Source organism: Pseudooceanicola marinus, assembly GCF_020177265.1.
Lineage (GTDB): Bacteria > Pseudomonadota > Alphaproteobacteria > Rhodobacterales > Rhodobacteraceae > Pseudooceanicola > Pseudooceanicola marinus_A.
Genome location: NZ_JAIVMC010000011.1, coordinates 23,742 through 41,019, shown reverse-complemented (window position 1 = coordinate 41,019; position 17,278 = coordinate 23,742). Strand labels below are relative to the sequence as shown.

Genomic DNA, 17,278 nt, shown 5'->3' with positions numbered 1-17,278 from the left:
CATGAGCGACACCGCAGAACCCACCGGTTTCACCCTGAAGGGCTGGCACGTACTGGCGATCTTCGTGGCGGCCTTCGGCATCATCATCACGGTCAACGTGGTCATGGCCACCAAGGCGGTGCGTACTTTCCCGGGGTTGGAAGTCGACAACACCTATGTCTTCAGCCAGGAATTCGACGGCCGCGTCGCGGACCAGGAACGCCTGGGCTGGACGGTGGAGGCCCGCGACGTGGGCGAGATGCTGACCATCGCGATCACCGATTCCGACGGCCGCCCGGTGCGCGCCAAGGAGATGACCGCGACCATCGGCCGGCCCACCGACAGCACCGACGACGTGGTGCCGCAGTTCGCCTACAACGGCACCGCCTACGAGACGCCTCTGGCCGTGGGCGAGGGCCGCTGGATCGTGCGGTTCAGCGCCATTGCCGAGGACGGCACCGAGTTCCTGCAACGGCTAGAGCTGCAGGTTGTGAACTGAGGATCCGAGGCCACAGATGGTCGACGCAGCGCAGCATTACATCGAGGAACAACCGGGCGGCATCTCTGCCTGCCCGGCCTGTTCCGCCGCCCCGGCGGCCGAGGACATGGCCCGCCGTGCGCGCGAGCTGGAAGGCGCGACCCTGGCGCTGTCGCTGCCGGGCATCCATTGCGCCGCCTGCATCGACACGGTGGAACGGGCGCTGAACGCCGCGCCCGGCGTGCGGGAGGCGCGGGTGAACCTGACCCTCAAGCGGGCCCAGGTGAAGGCCGACGCCGATGTCGAGGCCGCCGACCTGGTGCAGGTGGTCGAGGGCGTGGGGTACGAGGCGCATGAGCTGGACGCGGGCACCATTGCGGCCACCGCCACCGACCGGCGGGGGCGCGAGCTCTTGATGCGGCTGGCGGTGGCAGGATTCGCCTCGATGAACGTGATGCTGCTGTCGGTCTCGGTCTGGTCGGGGGCGGCGGATGCCACGCGCGACCTGTTCCATTGGATCAGCGCGGCGATCACTTTGCCGGCCATCGCCTTCTGCGCCCAGCCCTTCTTCATCAGCGCCGGGCGCGCCCTGAAGGCGCGGCATCTGAACATGGATGTGCCGATCTCGCTGGCCATCCTCCTGGCCCTTGCGACCTCCCTTTGGGAAACCTCGCTGTCGGGGGAACATGCCTATTTTGACGCGGCCCTGACCCTGACCTTCTTCCTGCTGGCGGGCCGCTACCTGGATCACCGCACCCGCGCCGCGGCGCGCTCGGCGGCGGAGGAGCTGGCGGCGCTGGAAGTGCCCCGCGCCTGGGTGCTGCGCGATGGCGAAGAGGTGCAGCTGCCGGTGGCCGAGCTGTCCATCGGCGACCTGATCCAGGTGCGTCCCGGCGGGCGGATGCCCGTGGACGGCGAGATCGTCGAGGGCGCCTCGGAACTCGACCGCTCCCTGCTGACCGGCGAGACGCTGCCCGTGCCCGCCCTGGCGGGCCAGGGTGTCAGCGCGGGGGAGGTGAACCTGACCGGCCCGCTGACCGTGCGGGCCACGGCTATCGGGCGCGACACCTCGCTGGCCCGAATGGCGGATCTGGTGGCCATCGCCGAAAGCGGGCGATCGCGCTATACCTCGCTGGCTGACCGCGCGGCGAAGCTCTACGCTCCCGGGGTGCATATCCTGTCGGCGCTCAGTTTCCTCGGCTGGTTCCTGTGGTCGGGGGACCTGCGCGTGGCGCTGAACATCGCCGCCGCCGTGCTGATCATCACCTGTCCCTGTGCTCTGGGTCTGGCCGTGCCCGCGGTGACCACCGCGGCCTCGGGCCGTCTGTTCCGGCGAGGGATGCTGGTGAAACATGAAACCGCGCTGGAACGGCTGGCCGAGGTCGATACGGTGGTCTTCGACAAGACCGGCACTCTGACCGCCGGCACGCCCGAGGCCACCAACCTGGACGCATTTGACGACGCCACCCTGTCGCTGTCGCTTGCCCTGGCCGAGGGCTCTTCGCACCCGCTGAGCCGCTCTCTCGTCACTGCCCTGCGTGCGCGCGGGATCGCTCCTGCGCCGGTCGCGGAGCTGCGCGAGGTGCCGGGCTATGGCACTGAAGGGCTGCTGGACGGACGCCGCGTCCGCCTGGGCCGTGCCGCCTGGCTGGGCGCCGAGGCCGGGGGCGAGACCGCCACCTGGCTGGAGGGGCCGGACGGCCTGGTGGAATTCACCTTCACCGACAGCCTGCGGGATGGTGCCGAGGCGGCCGTGCGCGACCTTCTGGCGGCGGGCAAACGGGTCGCGCTGATCTCCGGCGATGCCGAGGGCGCGGTGGCTGATCTGGCCGCGCGCCTGGGCATCGAGGACTGGACCGCGGGGGCCCTGCCGGGCGACAAGGCCACCCGCATCGTGGACCTGCAGGCGCAGGGCGCGCGGGTGCTGATGGTGGGCGACGGGCTGAACGATACGGCGGCGCTGAGCACGGCGCATGTCTCGATCTCGCCCGCTTCGGCGCTGGACGCTGCGCGGGTTGCCTCCGACATTGTCCTGCTGGGAGGCGATCTGTCGCCCATTCCAGAGGCCCTCGGCATCGCCTCTCGCGCCACGCGGCGGATCCGTGAGAACTTCCGCATAGCGACATTCTACAACGTGATAGCCGTGCCGCTGGCGGTTGCGGGGCTCTGTTCGCCCCTGATCGCGGCGCTGGCCATGTCGGCCAGTTCGATCACGGTATCGCTGAACGCCCTGCGGCTGCGCTGACGCGCGCGGTCGGGGACCGGGGCAGGCAGTGACAGGGGCACCCGCGAGGGGCCGAAAGGGGACAGGACATGGATATTCTCGTCTGGCTGATCCCGATCTCGCTGTTTCTCGGCGGGATCGGTCTGGTCGGCTTCATCTGGACGGTGAAGACGGATCAATACGACGACCCCGACGGGGCGTCGCAGCGGATCCTGTCGGATCAATGGGACGATCACCCGAAGCCCTGAGGGGCGCGGCTGTGCCTTGGCCCCGTCGTCGGATGGGGCAGGCAGGACCGGGAGGGGCTCTGCCCCCTTGAGCCCTGGGGGGGCTCAATTCCCCCGGGATACTTCTAACCAACAAATAGAGAGAGAGGGGCGCAATGCCCTTCGGCGACCGGGGGGCTTCTTGCGGCCCGGTCAGGCCTGTGCAAGCGGGCCGGGCCCCTGCGCAGCCGCGACCCCTGCGGACCGGCGTGCCGCGCGGGCGCCTGTCAGGTGTCCGGGCCGATCATGAAGCAGGTCTGGTTGCGGGCGTTCAGGCGCCGGCAGGTGCGGTCGGCGGCATCCCGGGTCAGGCCGGCGAAGTTGGCGTCGAACCCGGTGGGCGAGCGCACCACGCGACGGTCGGCGCCTTCCAGCGTCTCGACCTCGGCCAGGGCGGTGGTCAGCAGGATGCGTTCCGCGCGGCCCTCGGTGGTGTAGCGGCCGATGTTCACGCCCCAGCTGGCCGGGCCGGCATCGGCGGAGCGGGTGACCACCGGGGTGACGGCCACGCCCACGTCTGCGGGCAGCGAGGCCTTCTGGGCCTCCGTGGTCTGCGCGGGCAGGGCCGGGCTGAACTGGTTCAGCAGGGTACTGGGCCGGGCCATCGGGGGGATCGGGTTTTCTACCGGGCCGGAGGGCAGGATCGCCGGGGTGGCGGCGACGGCGGTTTCGACCGCGGCATCGCCCTGGGCGGGGTCCTCGGGCGGCGGCAGGGTCTGACCGGCACTGGTGTCGGCAAAGGCCAGGGCCTCGGCGGCGGCGGCGTCCAACGTGGCGGCGTCGGGCAGCGAGGCCAGCAGCATCTCGTCCGGCGCCTCCTCCGGCGTGTCGGGGATCGGGCGGGCGCGGGGGCGCAGCGAGGCCCGCGGCGCGCCGTTCACGCGCACTGTCTTGCCGGCCATCAGCAGCTCGTCATGAGCGCCGTAGACGGGTTTCGCCGGCGCGATGGTCGGCGCGGAGGAGGGGGCACGTTCAAAGCCAAGGTCCAGAAGTTCCGCCATGCGCGCATTGCGCCAGGGGGTCGAGCGACCGCCGAAGATCGTGGCGATGATGCGTTCGTTGCCGCGAGCGGCGGAGGCCACCAGGTTGAACCCGGCGGCGCGGGTGTAGCCCGTCTTGATCCCGTCGGCGCCGCGATAGGCGGCCAGGAACTTGCGGTTGGTGTTGTAGACGGTCGTGCCGCCCGCATCCGCCGTGCGTTTCGAGAACAGGTGGTAGTATTCCGGGTAGTCGAAATAGAGGTGCCGCCCCAGCGTGGTCATGTCGCGGGCGGTCGACAGGTGGCCGGAGGAGGTCAGGCCATTGGCGTTCTTGAAGGTGGTGCGGGTCATCCCGAGCGCCTCGGCAGTGCGGTTCATCCGGCGGGCAAAGGCCGCTTCGGAGCCCTCGATGGCCTCGCCGATGGCCGTGGCCGCATCATTGGCCGATTTCACCGCCGCCGCGCGGATCAGGTAGCGCAGCTTGATCCGCTGACCTTCACGCAGACCCAGCTTCGAGGGGACCTCGTTGGCGGCGTTGCGGGACACGCGCACCTGGGTGTCGAGGGAGATCTCGCCATGTTCCACCGCCTCGAAGGCAATGTAGAGCGTCATCATCTTGGTGAGGGAGGCAGGGTGCAGCCGGGTGTCGGCATTGCGGGAGCGCAGCACCTCGCCGGTGCGGGCGTCTACGACCATTTCGGCATAGGGTGCGGCCTGGGCGCCGGGTGACCACAAGGCCACGAGCACCAGGGCAAGAAATGCCGTTACGAATGTCTTGAATAGCCCGTCAAGGGCCGGCTGCCTGCGCCGAACCACCACGTCACTCACCTATCTGCCTCGTCGCCGCCGGTTTTCCGGTCGGTCCATCTTTGTCGACCGGGGCGCCAATGCCTGCGGCACCCCTGTCGTCTATTGCGAGAGATACCATAGGGCGCATGTGGAACAAAGCGACCATTTTGGGGCGACTTTCCGCCACCTGTGTACATCTTCCAGATGTAGTGATGGCTGTGAATAAACCTACTAGGACTGTGGTCACCCATGAAAACAAGGGGATGCAATTGCGGGGTTACAGATGTGCAATTGCTTTTCCTTTTCAGGGGCCTAGGCGCCGAAGTTGACATTTTCGGCATCGTCGGGCCGCCATCGGAGGCTGGGCGTGATCCGCAAGGGGGCTGGGCCGGGCCCTTGACACGTAACGCGGGCCTGTCGCGCGCCCACGTGGCCAAAGGGGGCGCCACGGCCTCAGTCGAGCTGATCGACCAGCGGCGGAAGGGCTCCGAGATCGGTCAGGGTGAAGAAGCGCGGCTCATCCTCGGGCGCCTCGGCATGTTCCAGCGCCCAGGACAGCCCGTGCGGCACATGCACCCCGACGCCGCCGACGGCGATGGCCGGCAGCACGTCGGATTTCATCGAGTTCCCGGCCATCAGCGCGCGCTCCGGCCCGTCGCCATGTTCGGAGAAGATGCGGGCGTAGACCGGCGGGGTCTTGTCCGAGACGATCTCGACTCCGTCGAAGAGATCCCCCAGCCCGGACTGCGCCAGCTTGCGTTCCTGGTCCAGTAGGTCGCCCTTGGTGATCAGCAGCACGCGGTGGCTGCCCGCCAGCGCCTCGACCGCCTCCCGGGCATGGGGCAGCAGTTCGATCGGATGGGCCAGCATGTCCTGGCCGGCCTCGATGATCTGGCGGATGACCTGGGCCGGCACGCGGTCCTCGGTGATCTCGATCGCGGTCTCGATCATCGACAGCATGAAGCCCTTGATGCCGAAACCGTAGTGCCCGATGTTGCGCCGCTCGGCCGCCAGAAGGCGTTCCGACAGGTGGTCGGGATCGGCATGATCGGCCAGCAATTCGGCGAATCGCTGTTGGGTGAGGTGGAAGAACCGCTCGTTGTGCCAGAGTGTGTCATCCGCATCGAAACCGATTGTTGTGATTTTTCGTGCCATTTTTTTTCCGTGATCCTGGCTGCGGCCTTCCCTGACGGGCCTGCGGCGTTATATAGAGCAGCCTGATCCCGAAACCTCAACACTGCTGCCGGCACCCCGGAAGAACATCGCTTTGGACGTTCGATCGGAGAGACAGGCCCAGCGGAGATGACGACCGACGTGATGATGACCCAAGTGACCGAGACCGCGCGGCCCGAGCCGCTGGCGCAGATGGGCGCCTGGGCGCAGCCGCTGACCCTGATGGCCGGACCTGATGATCCGGAAGGCGACGGCAATGTCGTGCTGGACACCAAGCCGCGCAGCAAGCGACCGCCCCTTTACAAGGTGCTGCTGCTGAACGACGATTACACCCCGATGGAATTCGTCGTGCTGGTGCTGGAACGGTTCTTCGGCATGACCCATGCCCAGGCGTTCGAGATCATGCTGACCGTGCACAAGAAGGGCGTCGCCGTCGTCGGCGTCTTCAGCCACGAGATTGCGGAGACCAAGGTGGCGCAGGTGATGGATTTCGCCCGCAAGCACCAGCATCCGCTGCAATGCACCATGGAAAAGGAATAGAGCGACCATGCTCGGATCCCGCCTCGCTCTCGCGATGGAGAGCGGCCCGACCCTGCCGGAGGCGGGTCGGATCGCCGTGTTCGCGCCCCATGCCGGCGCCGACCTGACGGCCCTGCCGAAAGATCGTGTGGAGGTCGTGACCGGCTTCCGCCCCGACTACACCGCCTTCGAACGCCTGGGCTATGCCGTTGCGGTGGCCCCCGAGGGCCGCTACGCCGCCGCCTTGGTCTGCCTGCCGCGGGCCAAGGCCGAGGCGCGGGCGCTGGTGGCGCAGGCGCGCGCCGTGACCGACGGCCCCGTCCTGATCGACGGGCAGAAGGACGCGGGCGTGGACAGCATGCTGAAGGCGCTGCGTGGGCTGGGCGAGGTCTCGGCCCCCATCTCCAAGGCCCATGGGAAGCTGTTCTGGATTGGCGCCGCCGATCTGGAGGCCTGGCGCCCCGCCGCAGAACAGAGCGCCGATGGTTGGCACACCGCGCCCGGCGTCTTCTCCGCCGACGGGATCGACCCGGCGTCGGCCCTGCTGGCCGAGGCCCTGCCGGAGTTGTCGGGATATGGCGCCGACCTGGGCGCCGGCTGGGGCTTCCTGGGGGCCAAGGTGCTGGAAGGCTCGCCCAAGGTGAAGGCGCTGGATCTGGTCGAGGCCGACCACGCCGCGCTGGCCTGTGCGCGGCGCAACGTGACCGATCCGCGCGCGGGCTTCCACTGGGCCGATGCCACGGCCTGGCGCCCGGGGCGGATGCTGGATTTCGTCGTGATGAACCCGCCCTTCCACCGCGAACGCAAGGCCGACCCGGAACTGGGCCGCACCTTCCTGCGGGCCGCCGGCGCCATGCTGGCGCCCAAGGGGCGTCTTTACGTCGTGGCCAATGCGCATCTGGGCTACGAGAAGACCCTGGGTGATCTTTTCGGCCATGTGGAGGTCTTCGGCGGCAATCGAAGCTTCAAGCTGCTGATGGCAGAGCGGCCCTCTCGCCAAGGGGGCGGGGGCAAGGTAGGCTCCCCCTCGGGACGAATGGGGAGATCCAGATGACATTCTCGATTGCGGGCAAGACCGCCATCGTGACCGGCGCCGCCCATGGCATCGGTCTGGCCATCGGCAAGCTCTTTGCCGACAAGGGTGCCAACGTGATGTTCGCCGACATGGACGAGGATCGCCTGCGGGACGAGTTGGGCGAGGCGGTGGAAGAGGGCAATATCCGCTACTTCGCCGGCGACCTGCGGGAAAAGCTGACCATCGCCAACCTGCTGTCGGCCACCATCGACGCCTTCGACCAGGTGGACATCCTGGTCAACGCCTCGCGCCAGGTGCTGGTGTCGGACCCGTTGAACCCCGATGACGACGCGATGGAAACCATGCTGCAGCAGAACCTGCTGACGGCGCTGCGGGTGACGCAGACGGTGGCCAAGCGGATGATCAAGCAATCCGAGAAGCCCGACGGCCCCAAGGGCGGGGCGATCGTGAACCTGTCGTCGATCGCCGCGCGCCGGACCCACCCGGACCTGATGGCCTTCTCCGTCTCGTCGGCCGCGCTGGACCAGATGACCCGCTCGTTGGCCGTGGCCCTGGCGCCGCACGGGATCCGCGTCAACGCGCTGGCCTTCGGCTCGGTCATGTCGTCCTCGCTGAAGGAAACCCTGCGCGGCAATTCGGATTTCCGCGAGGACATCGAGGACCACACGCCGCTGTCGCGCATCGCGCCCCCGGGCGAGTTGGCCGAGGCGGTGCAATACCTGGCCTGTGACGCCTCCTCCTTCATGACCGGACAGATCGTCACGGTCGACGGCGGCCGCACCCTGCTCGATCCGGTCGCCGCCCCCGCGCACTGATCCGGGCCGGGGCGACGCGCCCCTTTCATCCGACAGCCACAAATACTCTCGCCGAAGGCATGGCCCCGTCAGGGGCCATTTCCTTTTGCGCCGGTGCTGTTCGGCGCTCCTGCGGAGCCCCGAGCCTCCGGCGGGAGTATTTTCAGCCATCGTATGGGGTCAGGGGGTGGGCGCCCTCTTCTGCCCTGCGGCGCGGGCTGGTAGGGAGGCGGAGGCATCTGGCGAAAGGAGCGGGACATGGCGGAGATGACGGATGAGAAGGCGCGGGCCAGCGCCTGGTTCCGCGAGCTGCGGGATCAGATCGTCGCGGCATTCGAGGGGCTGGAGGACGCGCAGACGGACGGGCCGCTGTCGGACCAACCTGCGGGCCGCTTCGATGTCACGCCGACGACACGCACCAGCGAGGATGGCAGCGACGCTGGCGGCGGGCTGATGTCCGTGATGCGCGGCGGCCGGGTCTTCGAGAAGGTCGGCGTCAATATCTCAACCGTCTATGGGGAGCTGGGCGCGCGGGCGCAGACGGCCATGGCCGCGCGCAAGGGTCTGCCCGGCATGGCCGAGGATCCGCGCTTCTGGGCCTCGGGCATCAGCCTGGTGGCGCATATGCAGAACCCCCATGCGCCGGCCGTCCACATGAACACCCGCATGTTCTGGACGCCGCACGGCTGGTGGTTCGGCGGCGGGTCCGACCTGAACCCCTGCATCGAATATGCCGAGGACACCGCCCATTTCCATGCGGTGCAGGAAGAGCATTGCGCGCGGCATGACCCGGCGTTCTATCCGCGTTTCAAGGACTGGGCGGACGAGTATTTCTACATCCCGCATCGCAAGCGCGCGCGCGGCGTCGGCGGCATCTTCCTCGACGATCACAACAGCGGCGACTGGGAGGCCGATTTCGCCTTTATCCAGGACGTGGGCCGCGCCTTCCTGCCCGCCTTCCTGCCCTTGGCCGACAAGCGCCGGGCGCAGCCCTGGGACGCGGCCGACAAGGACGCGCAGCTGATCCATCGCGGGCTCTATGCCGAATACAACCTGGTCTATGACCGCGGGACGAAATTCGGCCTGGAGACCGGCCACGACCCCAATGCCGTGTTGATGTCCCTGCCGCCGCTGGCAAAGTGGGTGTGACGCGCCATCTAGTCTGGCAGCCGGGCGCAGCAGAGGGACAGCGACGATGATGAAACAGGTGAAACGCGCGTGGGCGGTCCTGTCGGGCATCGTCGTGCAGATCGGCGAGATCAACATGGCCCTGGTCGCCGCTGGCGTCGCCTTCTACGCCATGCTGGCGCTGTTTCCGGGCCTCGCCGCGTTGATCGCCCTGTGGGGGATCATTTCCGACCCCACCGTGGTGATGGAAGAGCTGAAACTGCTGCGCGGCATCTTGCCGGATGAGGTCTATCGACTGGTCGCCGCACAGGTCTACAAGATCTCCGCCTCCTCCGGCTCGACCCTCGGCTGGGCGGGGGCACTGTCGCTGGCCTTCGCCATCTGGTCGTCGCGGTCGGGCGTGGCGGCGATGATCCTGGGGCTGAACACCATCCACGGGCAGGAGAATCGCGGCTCGCTACGCCACTACCTGATCGCGCTGATGCTGACGGTCGCGCTTTTGGGGGTGGGGATCGTGGCGCTCGGCTCCGTCGTGGTGCTGCCGGTGATCCTGACGATCTTCCCGCTCGGCCCCGTGGCCTCCGTCGCGGTGGAGATCGTGCGCTGGCTGGCCGCGCTTCTGGCTGTCATGGGCGCGCTGTCGCTGCTCTATCGCTATGGCCCCAACAACCGGGGCGAACGCATGTCCTGGGCGACGCCAGGGGCCATCGTCAGCGTGGTGCTGTGGTTGGCCGCCTCCTACGCGCTGTCGCTCTACTTCACCAACTTCGCCGATTACAACGAGGTCTACGGCTCTCTCGGGGCGGCTGTCGCCCTGCTGTTCTGGCTCTATGTCTCGGCCTTCGTTGTCCTGCTGGGCGCGTCGCTGAACGTTCAGATCGACCGGGCGCTGGCCGCCGAGGTCGCGGCGCCGGATCCGGCCCCACAGCGGGGCGAGGCGGATACGGTCCTGACCGGGAAAGAGGTAGATGGCGGGGCCGTGGACGACGGCCCGCAGGAAGCGCAGCTGGTGGAAGAAGGGCCGATCCACGAGGTCGACGGCCCCGCCGAGGCGGAGCCGGAGGGCCTCTCTTTGCCGGTCCACGACCCCCGCCGGGCGGAAGCCTGAGGACGGGGGCTGAGGATGTGGGCCTGACCCGGCGACGTCAGATCAGGCGCCGCCGCGCACAGTGTCGATCATCAGCTGGACGTTCTCGGGATCCGCATCCGGCGTGATGCCGTGGCCCAGGTTGAAGATATGCGGCCCCTTGGAAAAGGCCTGCACGATTTCCCTGGTTTCCCGCACCAACGCCTCGCCCCCGGTGACCATGTGCGACGAGGCCAGGTTGCCCTGCACGCAGCCGTCCACCTGGACGTTGGCGGCGGCCCATTCGGGCGCCACGGAATTGTCCAGGGCGACGCAATCGGCGCCGGTGGCCTTGGCAAAGCCCACGTATTTCTCACCCGCCTCGCGCGGGAAGGCGATGACGGGGATGCCCGGGTGGCGCGCCTTCAGCTCGGCGATGATGCGTTTGGCAGGCGCCAGCGCGTAGCGGTCGAAATCCTCGCCCTTCAGCGATCCGGCCCAGCTGTCAAACAGCTTCACCACCTCGGCGCCGGCCTCGATCTGTTTCGACAGGTATTCGATCGTGCCCTCGGTCAGCCGCTCCAGGATCGCCTCGAACAGCGCGCGGTTCTCGGCCTTCAGCGCATGGGCCGGGCCCTGGTCCTTGGTGCCGCGCCCTGCGATCATGTAGGTGGCCACCGTCCAGGGCGCGCCGGCGAAGCCGATCAGCGTCGTCTCGGCGGGCAGCTCGCGCTTCAGGATCTTCACCGTCTCGTAGATCGGCGACAGGGTCTCATGCACCTCCGACGCAGGCTTCAGCGCATCGAACTCGGATTGCTGCGTGATCGTCGACAGGCGCGGCCCCTCGCCGGTGACGAACCACAGGTCGGCACCCAGGGCCTGGGGCAGCAGCAGGATGTCGGCAAAGAGGATCGCGGCGTCGAAACCGTAGCGGCGGATCGGCTGCAAGGTGACCTCGGCGGCCAGGTCCGGATTGTAGCACAACGACAGGAAATCCCCGGCCTGGGCACGGGTCGCCTTGTACTCCGGCAGGTAACGCCCTGCCTGGCGCATCATCCAGATCGGCGGCGTCGGCAGCACCTCGCCCTTGAGCGCGCGCAGGATCGTCTTTTCGGCCATGTGGGTCCCTCCGTTCTTCGGGTCTCTGGTCGCGGTCCGGCCCCTGAAAGTCAAGCGATCCCGGTGTCTCGCGCCTGTGACAGATGGTGCGCCCGGGCGATCTGTCCACGTCGGTCGGCCGCCCTTGCCCGCGCCCCTTCGCCACGCTTGCCAGCCCGGGCGCGCGGGCGTAACCAAGGCCCATGACAGATGCACGCCCGACCCCCGCCCAGCCCCTGAAGATCGGCACCCGTGGCTCGCCCCTGGCCCTGGCCCAGGCGCATGAGACCCGCGACCGGATCGCGGCCCATTTCGACCTGCCGCTTGAGGCCTTCGAGGTGGTGGTGATCTCGGTCGCAGGCGACCGGATCCAGGACAAGGCGCTGCGCGAGGTGGGGGGCAAGGGCCTCTTCACCAAGGAGATCGAGGTGGCGCTGTCCACCGGAGAGATCGACATCGCCGTGCATTCGATGAAGGACATGCCGGTGGATCAGCCCGAGGGGCTGGTGCTGGATTGCTACCTGCCGCGCGAGGATGTGCGCGACGGCTTCGTCTCGCTGGCCCATGGCTCGCTGGCGGAGGTGCCGCAGGGCGCCGTCATGGGCACCTCTTCGCTGCGCCGCCGGGCACAGCTGCTGGTGCGGCGGCCCGACCTGCAGGTGGTGGAATTCCGCGGCAACGTGCAGACCCGTCTGCGCAAGCTGGAGGAAGGTGTGGCCGAAGCGACGTTCCTGGCCATGGCCGGGCTGCACCGGCTGGGCCGGCCCGAGCTGGCGCGCGCCGCCCTGGACCCGGACGAGATGCTGCCGGCGGTTGCCCAGGGCGCCATCGGGATCGAGCGCCGCGCCGACGACATGGCCACCGCCGCGCTGCTGGAGCCCATCCATGATGCGGCCACGGCCGAGCGGCTGGCGGCGGAACGCGCCTTCCTCGCGCGCCTCGACGGCTCCTGCGAGACGCCGATTGCCGGGCTGGCGGAGGTGACGAACGGCACCCTGCGTCTGCGCGGCGAGATTCTGCGCCCCGACGGGTCGGAGGCGCTGTCGGATGACCGCAGCGCGCCGGTGGAAGACGGGGCCGAACTGGGCCGCGTCATGGCCGAGGCCCTGCTGGCGCAGGCCGGCGCCAACTTCTTCGATTTCAAGAGCTAAGGCCGCGGGGCCGGGCACGGCGGATCACTCCGCCGCGCAACCCGTGTCGCCTGCGTGGCAGGCCGCGATCCGGTCGGTGATGGCCGGTTCGGGGGCAGCGAAATACTGTCCGCCGCAGGGGCCGAGGCGCAGGTCATAACCCGTGTCGGTCATTTCCACGAAGGCCAGCCCCGCGCCGCCCGCCGGCACGCCCGCGCACCACGGCCCGGCACAGGTCAGCGTGACCTCCATGTCAAGGGCATAGCGGCCGGTGAACCCCTCGGGGCCGAGGGCCTGGCCCTCGAACTGCGCGGGGAAGCGGTGTTCCTCGGGATTCGGATTGGTCAGGTCCCGCTCCGGCAGCTCGGGCGCGTCGAAGCTGAAGTCCCCCAGCAGGACTACATAGGTCTCGGCGGCCTGGTCGGCGCGCTGGTAGCTGGCCACCGCATCGGGCGGCAGGCAGGACAGCGCGCTGGCCTGGCTGGCGAGCGCCAGGATCGGGGCGGAGAGGAGAAGCGCGCGCATCAGATCTTGTCCCCGAAGGCGGCCAGGACGGCCTCGTAGACGCTGCGCTTGAAGGGCACGATGTTCTCCACCAGCTCGTCGGGGGCCATCCATTTCCACTCTGTGAACTCGGGATGCTCGGTGGCGATGTCGATATCCGCGTCACTGCCATGGAAACGCATCAGCGCCCATTTCTGCTTTTGCCCGCGGTACTTGCCCTTCCAGATCTTGCCCAGCAGGTGCTCGGGCAGGTCATAGAGGATCCAGTCGTCGGTCATCGCCTCCAGCGTGACCTTGTCCGCCGTCACGCCGGTCTCTTCCCAGAGCTCGCGCAGCGCGGCCTCTTCCGGGGTTTCGCCCTCGTCGATGCCGCCCTGGGGCATCTGCCAGGCCGGCGGCTCGCCCGCTTTCATGTCGTTGCGCTGGCCGGTGAAGACCAGGCCCAGCTCATTCACCAGCATGACACCGGCGCAGGGGCGATAGGGCAGGGCGGCTTTCTCTTCGGGTGTCATCGGACAACTCCTTGCATTTCGCGCGCATCCTACGCCGCAGGCGGGTGAAGTCCACCGCCCGGAGCGCACCCGCGCGGGGCGTCGCCGGTCGGCCCGCGCTTGACCTGTCCTGTGCTTATACGTTGGCCGGAAATACTCCGGGGGTGCGGGGGCAGGCCCCCGCCCGGGAGGGGGCTCTCAGGCCCAGATGCCGGCCAGTTCGGCGGCCAGCCAGTCGCGGAAGCGGGCGAATCCCGGCAGCGCCTCGGACCGTTCGGGGTAGATCAGCGTATAGGCCTCTCCCGTCTCCAGCCGCCGTGCAGAGGCCAGGGCCAGACGCCCCTCGGCCAGGGCGCGTTCGGCCACCACCTCGGGGACGAGGCCGACGCCCAGGCCAGCGGCGGCGGCGTCGGCCACCATGTCGAAATGATCGAACCGCGCCCCGCGCAGGGCACGGCGGGGGTCCACGCCGCTGGCCCGGAACCAGTCGGGCCAGAGGGTGGGGCGCGTCGATTGCTGCAACAGCGGCAGCGCCAGCATCGCCTCGTCTGACAGCGGGCCGGAGCGCGCCAGCTTCGGCGAGGCGACGGCGACCAGGCTTTCGTCCAGCAGGTGCAGGTGATGCGCGCCGCCCGCGCGCTGCGCGCTGCGCTGGATCGCCAGGTCGAAGGGATCGGTGTCGAAGTTCACCGGCGCCAGGCGCGCGGCCACGTCGAAGCTCATCCCCGGCATCGTGGCGCGGAAATCGGCCAGTTTCGGGATCAGCCAGGACCGCCCGAAGCTGGGCAGGACCGAGATGCGCAGCACCGCCTCCTGCCCGCCGAAGGCCATGACGGAGGTAGCCGCCGCATCCAGCCGCGCCAGCAACGCCTCCGCCTCGCCGCGAAAGCTGCGGCCCGCGTCCGACAGGGCCAGCCGTTGCCGGGCCCGGGTGAACAGGGCCACGCCCAGCCGGTCCTCCAGCGCGGCGATGGAACGCGACACGGCGGATTGCGTCAGCCCCAGTTCCCGCGCCGCCCCGGTGGTCGTGCCCACCCGGGCGCATGCGCAAAAGGCTTCAAGCTCACCCACGGAGGGTATGTAGGGTTTGCGCATTTTCGGGCCGCCTATTCGGGAAACTCATAGCTTTGCCAGAATTACGCGTTGGCGGTGGAAAGGTCCATGACTTAGGTTGCGGGCAAACGCCTAGCCAGATTCCCGTCGAGGAGAGAGAGAATGGACACCGCCAACCGTCCGGTCCTGAAGGAAAAGGACCGCCCGAACATGTCGAGCTTTTCCTGGGAAGACCCTTTCCTGCTGAACGAACAGCTGGAAGAGGAAGAGCGGATGATCCGCGACACCGCCCATGCCTTCGCGCAGGAGAAACTCGCCCCCCGGGTCGAGAAGATGTACCTGGAAGAGGGTGTCGACGCCTCGATCTTCGCCGAGATGGGCGAGATGGGCCTCCTGGGCGTCACGGTGCCCGAGCAATACGGCGGCATCGGCGCGGGCTACGTCAGCTACGGCCTGGTCGCGCGTGAGGTGGAGCGGGTCGATTCGGGCTACCGCTCGATGATGTCCGTGCAGTCCTCGCTGGTGATGTACCCGATCTATGCCTACGGCAGCGAAGAGCAGCGGATGAAATACCTGCCGAAGCTCGCCTCGGGCGAATGGATCGGCTGTTTCGGCCTGACCGAACCCGATGCCGGGTCGGACCCCGCCGGCATGAAGACCCGCGCCATCAAGACCGAGGGCGGCTATCGCCTCGTCGGCTCGAAAATGTGGATCTCCAACGCGCCGATTGCCGATGTCTTCGTCGTCTGGGCGAAGTCCGAGGCCCATGATGGCGCGATCCGTGGCTTCGTCCTGGAAAAGGGCATGAAGGGTCTCACGGCGCCGAAGATCGACGGCAAGCTGTCCCTGCGCGCCTCGATCACCGGCGAGATCGTCATGGACAACGTGGAAGTGGGCGAAGAGGCCCTGCTGCCCCATGTGTCGGGCCTGAAGGGGCCCTTCGGCTGTCTGAACCGCGCGCGCTACGGCATCGCCTGGGGTGTGATGGGCGCGGCCGAGGATTGCTGGCACCGCTCGCGCCAGTACGGCCTGGACCGCAAGCAGTTCGGCAAGCCGCTGGCCGGCATGCAACTCTACCAGAAGAAGCTGGCCGACATGCAGACCGAGATCGCGCTGGGCCTTCAGGCTTCGCTGCAGGTGGGTCGCTTGTTCGACGCCGCCAAGGCCGCGCCGGAGATGGTGTCGATCATCAAGCGCAACAACTGCGGCAAGGCCCTGGATATCGCCCGCCAGGCGCGGGACATGCACGGCGGCAACGGCATCCAGATCGAATACCAGGTGATCCGCCATTCGCAGAACCTGGAGACGGTGAACACCTACGAGGGGACGCATGACGTGCATGCGCTGATCCTCGGCCGGGCGCAGACCGGGCTGCAGGCGTTCTTCTGATCCTGGGCGGGTTGCCCGCCCGCCGCCGCAAGGGCGCCGGACGGGCAAGGGGGCGCTGCCCCCGGTCGCGGCGGGGCCGCGACGCCCCCGGGAGTATTTCCAGCCATCGTATGAGGCGGGTCCGCGGATCCGCCTTTTCCTTTTTCGCGGGGCGGGCTGCTGATGTCCTCGGCACCTCTTTCCGGCACAGCGTGGGCAACGAGGTCTGCGTCGTCTGTCACGGTCCCGCGGAGGGGCCCGCCGCCCGAGGCAGCATGGCTGCCAGGAGGTCCCAGACCAGCCGCAGCCGTTTCGAATGCGCCAGATCCCGATGCGCCACCAGCCAGACCGGGAAGGGCACCGGGGCCAGGTGGGCCACCCGGGTCAGATGCGCGTCGCCCTCGGCGCGGGGGAAGGCCGCCAGTCCCAGCCCGGCTTGCGTCATCTGCCATTGCACCAGGTGGCTGCCCGTCGTCACCGGGAAGCTGTGCGGGCCGAGTGGCACGGCCATCCCCGTCAGCAGGTCGGCCAGCGCCGGGCCCTGGTCCCAGGCGAGGAAGCGTGCCGAGGCGAGGTCGGCGGGGCCAGTGACCGTCCCCAGTGAGGCGACGTAGCTGGCGCTGCCGTAGAAATACCCTTCGTCATCGGCCAGGCGGCGGCCGATCAGTTTGGGGTCCTCGGGGCGGGTGTTGCGCAGGGCGATGTCGGCCTCGCGCCGGGCCAGGTCCGAGACGTCGTTGGAGGCGCGGACCTCCACCTCGATTCCCGGATGCGCGGCCTGCAGTGCGGCGATCACCGGCGGCAGGCGGAAGGCGGCGTAGAATTCCGACGCGGTGAGGACGACCCGCCCGTCGATCTGGTCCGACAGCCCGGCGGCGGCGCGGGAGAAGGCCAGCGCCGCCTCGGCCATGGCGCGGGCGCGGGGCAAAAGGGCGCGGCCTGCGGGCGTCAGCACCAGGGCACGCCCCGTGCGGTCGAAGAGGGCCAGGCCCAGATCCTCCTCCAGCTGTGCGACCTGGCGGCCCAAGGTCGGCTGGGCCAGCCCAAGGGCCCGCGCGGCGGCGGACAGGGAGCCGGTCTCGGCGGTCGCCAGGAAGGCGCGCGCGCGGCTCCAGTCGAAGGAGATCTGGGATATATCCATGCAATTTTTTATGGGTGATATACCCTTTCAGTCAATTCTGTTGAGTGTGCTGAGGCGTTAG

General features: G+C 68.6%; 17 protein-coding genes. 10 read left to right on the top strand and 7 right to left on the bottom strand.

Going from position 1 to position 17,278, the window contains the following annotated elements; translation table 11 throughout:
* The first annotated feature begins 1 nt into the window (after position 1).
* The 3 genes from LC066_RS18220 (at position 2) to ccoS (ending at position 2,929) form a co-directional block, all read left to right on the top strand.
* Entirely contained in the window at positions 2-478 is a 477-nt protein-coding gene (locus tag LC066_RS18220; RefSeq protein ID WP_224902048.1) for a FixH family protein, read from the top strand.
* A 16-nt stretch (positions 479-494) separates the two neighbouring features.
* A complete protein-coding gene (locus LC066_RS18215; protein ID WP_412103257.1) occupies positions 495-2,702 on the top strand; it encodes a heavy metal translocating P-type ATPase in 2,208 nt (735 codons plus the stop codon).
* Positions 2,703-2,770: 68 nt separating this feature from the next.
* Positions 2,771-2,929, top strand: coding sequence for a cbb3-type cytochrome oxidase assembly protein CcoS (gene ccoS, locus LC066_RS18210; RefSeq protein WP_222474924.1), 159 nt, complete (start codon positions 2,771-2,773; stop codon positions 2,927-2,929).
* Between the two features lie 245 nt (positions 2,930-3,174).
* On the opposite strand, the gene LC066_RS18205 is transcribed toward ccoS, so the two are convergent.
* Both LC066_RS18205 and LC066_RS18200 read right to left on the bottom strand, forming a co-directional pair.
* Entirely contained in the window at positions 3,175-4,623 is a 1,449-nt protein-coding gene (locus LC066_RS18205) for a D-alanyl-D-alanine carboxypeptidase family protein (RefSeq protein WP_222474923.1), read from the bottom strand.
* Positions 4,624-5,169: 546 nt separating this feature from the next.
* Positions 5,170-5,871, bottom strand: a complete 702-nt coding sequence (locus LC066_RS18200; RefSeq protein ID WP_222474922.1) for an HAD family hydrolase — start codon at positions 5,869-5,871, stop codon at positions 5,170-5,172.
* Between the two features lie 240 nt (positions 5,872-6,111).
* On the opposite strand from LC066_RS18200, the gene clpS reads away from it, so the two are divergent.
* The 5 genes from clpS to LC066_RS18175 all read left to right on the top strand — a co-directional run bounded on the left by clpS (position 6,112) and on the right by LC066_RS18175 (position 10,474).
* Positions 6,112-6,429: an ATP-dependent Clp protease adapter ClpS gene (gene clpS, locus LC066_RS18195; RefSeq protein WP_222476187.1), complete on the top strand. Its 318-nt coding sequence runs from the start codon at positions 6,112-6,114 to the stop codon at positions 6,427-6,429.
* 7 nt (positions 6,430-6,436) lie between these two features.
* Positions 6,437-7,462, top strand: a complete 1,026-nt coding sequence (locus LC066_RS18190; RefSeq protein WP_224902045.1) for a class I SAM-dependent methyltransferase — start codon at positions 6,437-6,439, stop codon at positions 7,460-7,462.
* Positions 7,459-8,259 carry an SDR family NAD(P)-dependent oxidoreductase gene (locus tag LC066_RS18185; RefSeq protein ID WP_085888593.1) on the top strand — a complete coding sequence of 267 codons (801 nt, stop codon included), beginning with the start codon at positions 7,459-7,461 and terminating at the stop codon, positions 8,257-8,259. The genes LC066_RS18190 and LC066_RS18185 overlap by 4 nt, the downstream gene beginning before the upstream one ends.
* A gap of 237 nt (positions 8,260-8,496) precedes the next feature.
* Positions 8,497-9,387: an oxygen-dependent coproporphyrinogen oxidase gene (hemF, locus tag LC066_RS18180; protein ID WP_224902042.1), complete on the top strand. Its 891-nt coding sequence runs from the start codon at positions 8,497-8,499 to the stop codon at positions 9,385-9,387.
* Between the two features lie 46 nt (positions 9,388-9,433).
* Positions 9,434-10,474 (top strand): YihY/virulence factor BrkB family protein, encoded by a 1,041-nt coding sequence (locus LC066_RS18175; protein ID WP_224902039.1) that lies wholly within the window; start codon positions 9,434-9,436, stop codon positions 10,472-10,474.
* Between the two features lie 42 nt (positions 10,475-10,516).
* Here the strand turns inward: LC066_RS18175 and hemE are convergent, their stop codons facing one another.
* Positions 10,517-11,551 carry a uroporphyrinogen decarboxylase gene (hemE, locus tag LC066_RS18170; protein ID WP_224902036.1) on the bottom strand — a complete coding sequence of 345 codons (1,035 nt, stop codon included), beginning with the start codon at positions 11,549-11,551 and terminating at the stop codon, positions 10,517-10,519.
* 182 nt (positions 11,552-11,733) lie between these two features.
* Here hemE and hemC point away from each other — a divergent pair, with 182 nt between their 5' ends.
* Positions 11,734-12,681 carry a hydroxymethylbilane synthase gene (hemC, locus tag LC066_RS18165; RefSeq protein WP_224902033.1) on the top strand — a complete coding sequence of 316 codons (948 nt, stop codon included), beginning with the start codon at positions 11,734-11,736 and terminating at the stop codon, positions 12,679-12,681.
* Positions 12,682-12,705: 24 nt separating this feature from the next.
* On the opposite strand, the gene LC066_RS18160 is transcribed toward hemC, so the two are convergent.
* From LC066_RS18160 to LC066_RS18150, 3 genes are all read right to left on the bottom strand, one after another.
* Positions 12,706-13,185 carry a hypothetical protein gene (locus tag LC066_RS18160; protein ID WP_224902030.1) on the bottom strand — a complete coding sequence of 160 codons (480 nt, stop codon included), beginning with the start codon at positions 13,183-13,185 and terminating at the stop codon, positions 12,706-12,708.
* Positions 13,185-13,676 carry an RNA pyrophosphohydrolase gene (locus LC066_RS18155; RefSeq protein ID WP_224902027.1) on the bottom strand — a complete coding sequence of 164 codons (492 nt, stop codon included), beginning with the start codon at positions 13,674-13,676 and terminating at the stop codon, positions 13,185-13,187. The genes LC066_RS18160 and LC066_RS18155 overlap by 1 nt, the downstream gene beginning before the upstream one ends.
* Before the next feature lie 177 nt (positions 13,677-13,853).
* The gene (locus LC066_RS18150; RefSeq protein WP_224902024.1) at positions 13,854-14,726 is read right to left on the bottom strand and encodes a LysR family transcriptional regulator; all 873 of its coding nucleotides are present in this window, start codon (positions 14,724-14,726) and stop codon (positions 13,854-13,856) included.
* 144 nt (positions 14,727-14,870) lie between these two features.
* Here LC066_RS18150 and LC066_RS18145 point away from each other — a divergent pair, with 144 nt between their 5' ends.
* Positions 14,871-16,097, top strand: a complete 1,227-nt coding sequence (locus LC066_RS18145; protein WP_085888587.1) for an acyl-CoA dehydrogenase — start codon at positions 14,871-14,873, stop codon at positions 16,095-16,097.
* A gap of 217 nt (positions 16,098-16,314) precedes the next feature.
* Here LC066_RS18145 and LC066_RS18140 read toward each other — a convergent pair whose 3' ends face one another.
* Complete coding sequence (locus LC066_RS18140; protein ID WP_224902021.1) at positions 16,315-17,217, bottom strand: LysR family transcriptional regulator; 903 nt, start codon at positions 17,215-17,217, stop codon at positions 16,315-16,317.
* Between the last annotated feature and the right edge of the window lie 61 nt (positions 17,218-17,278).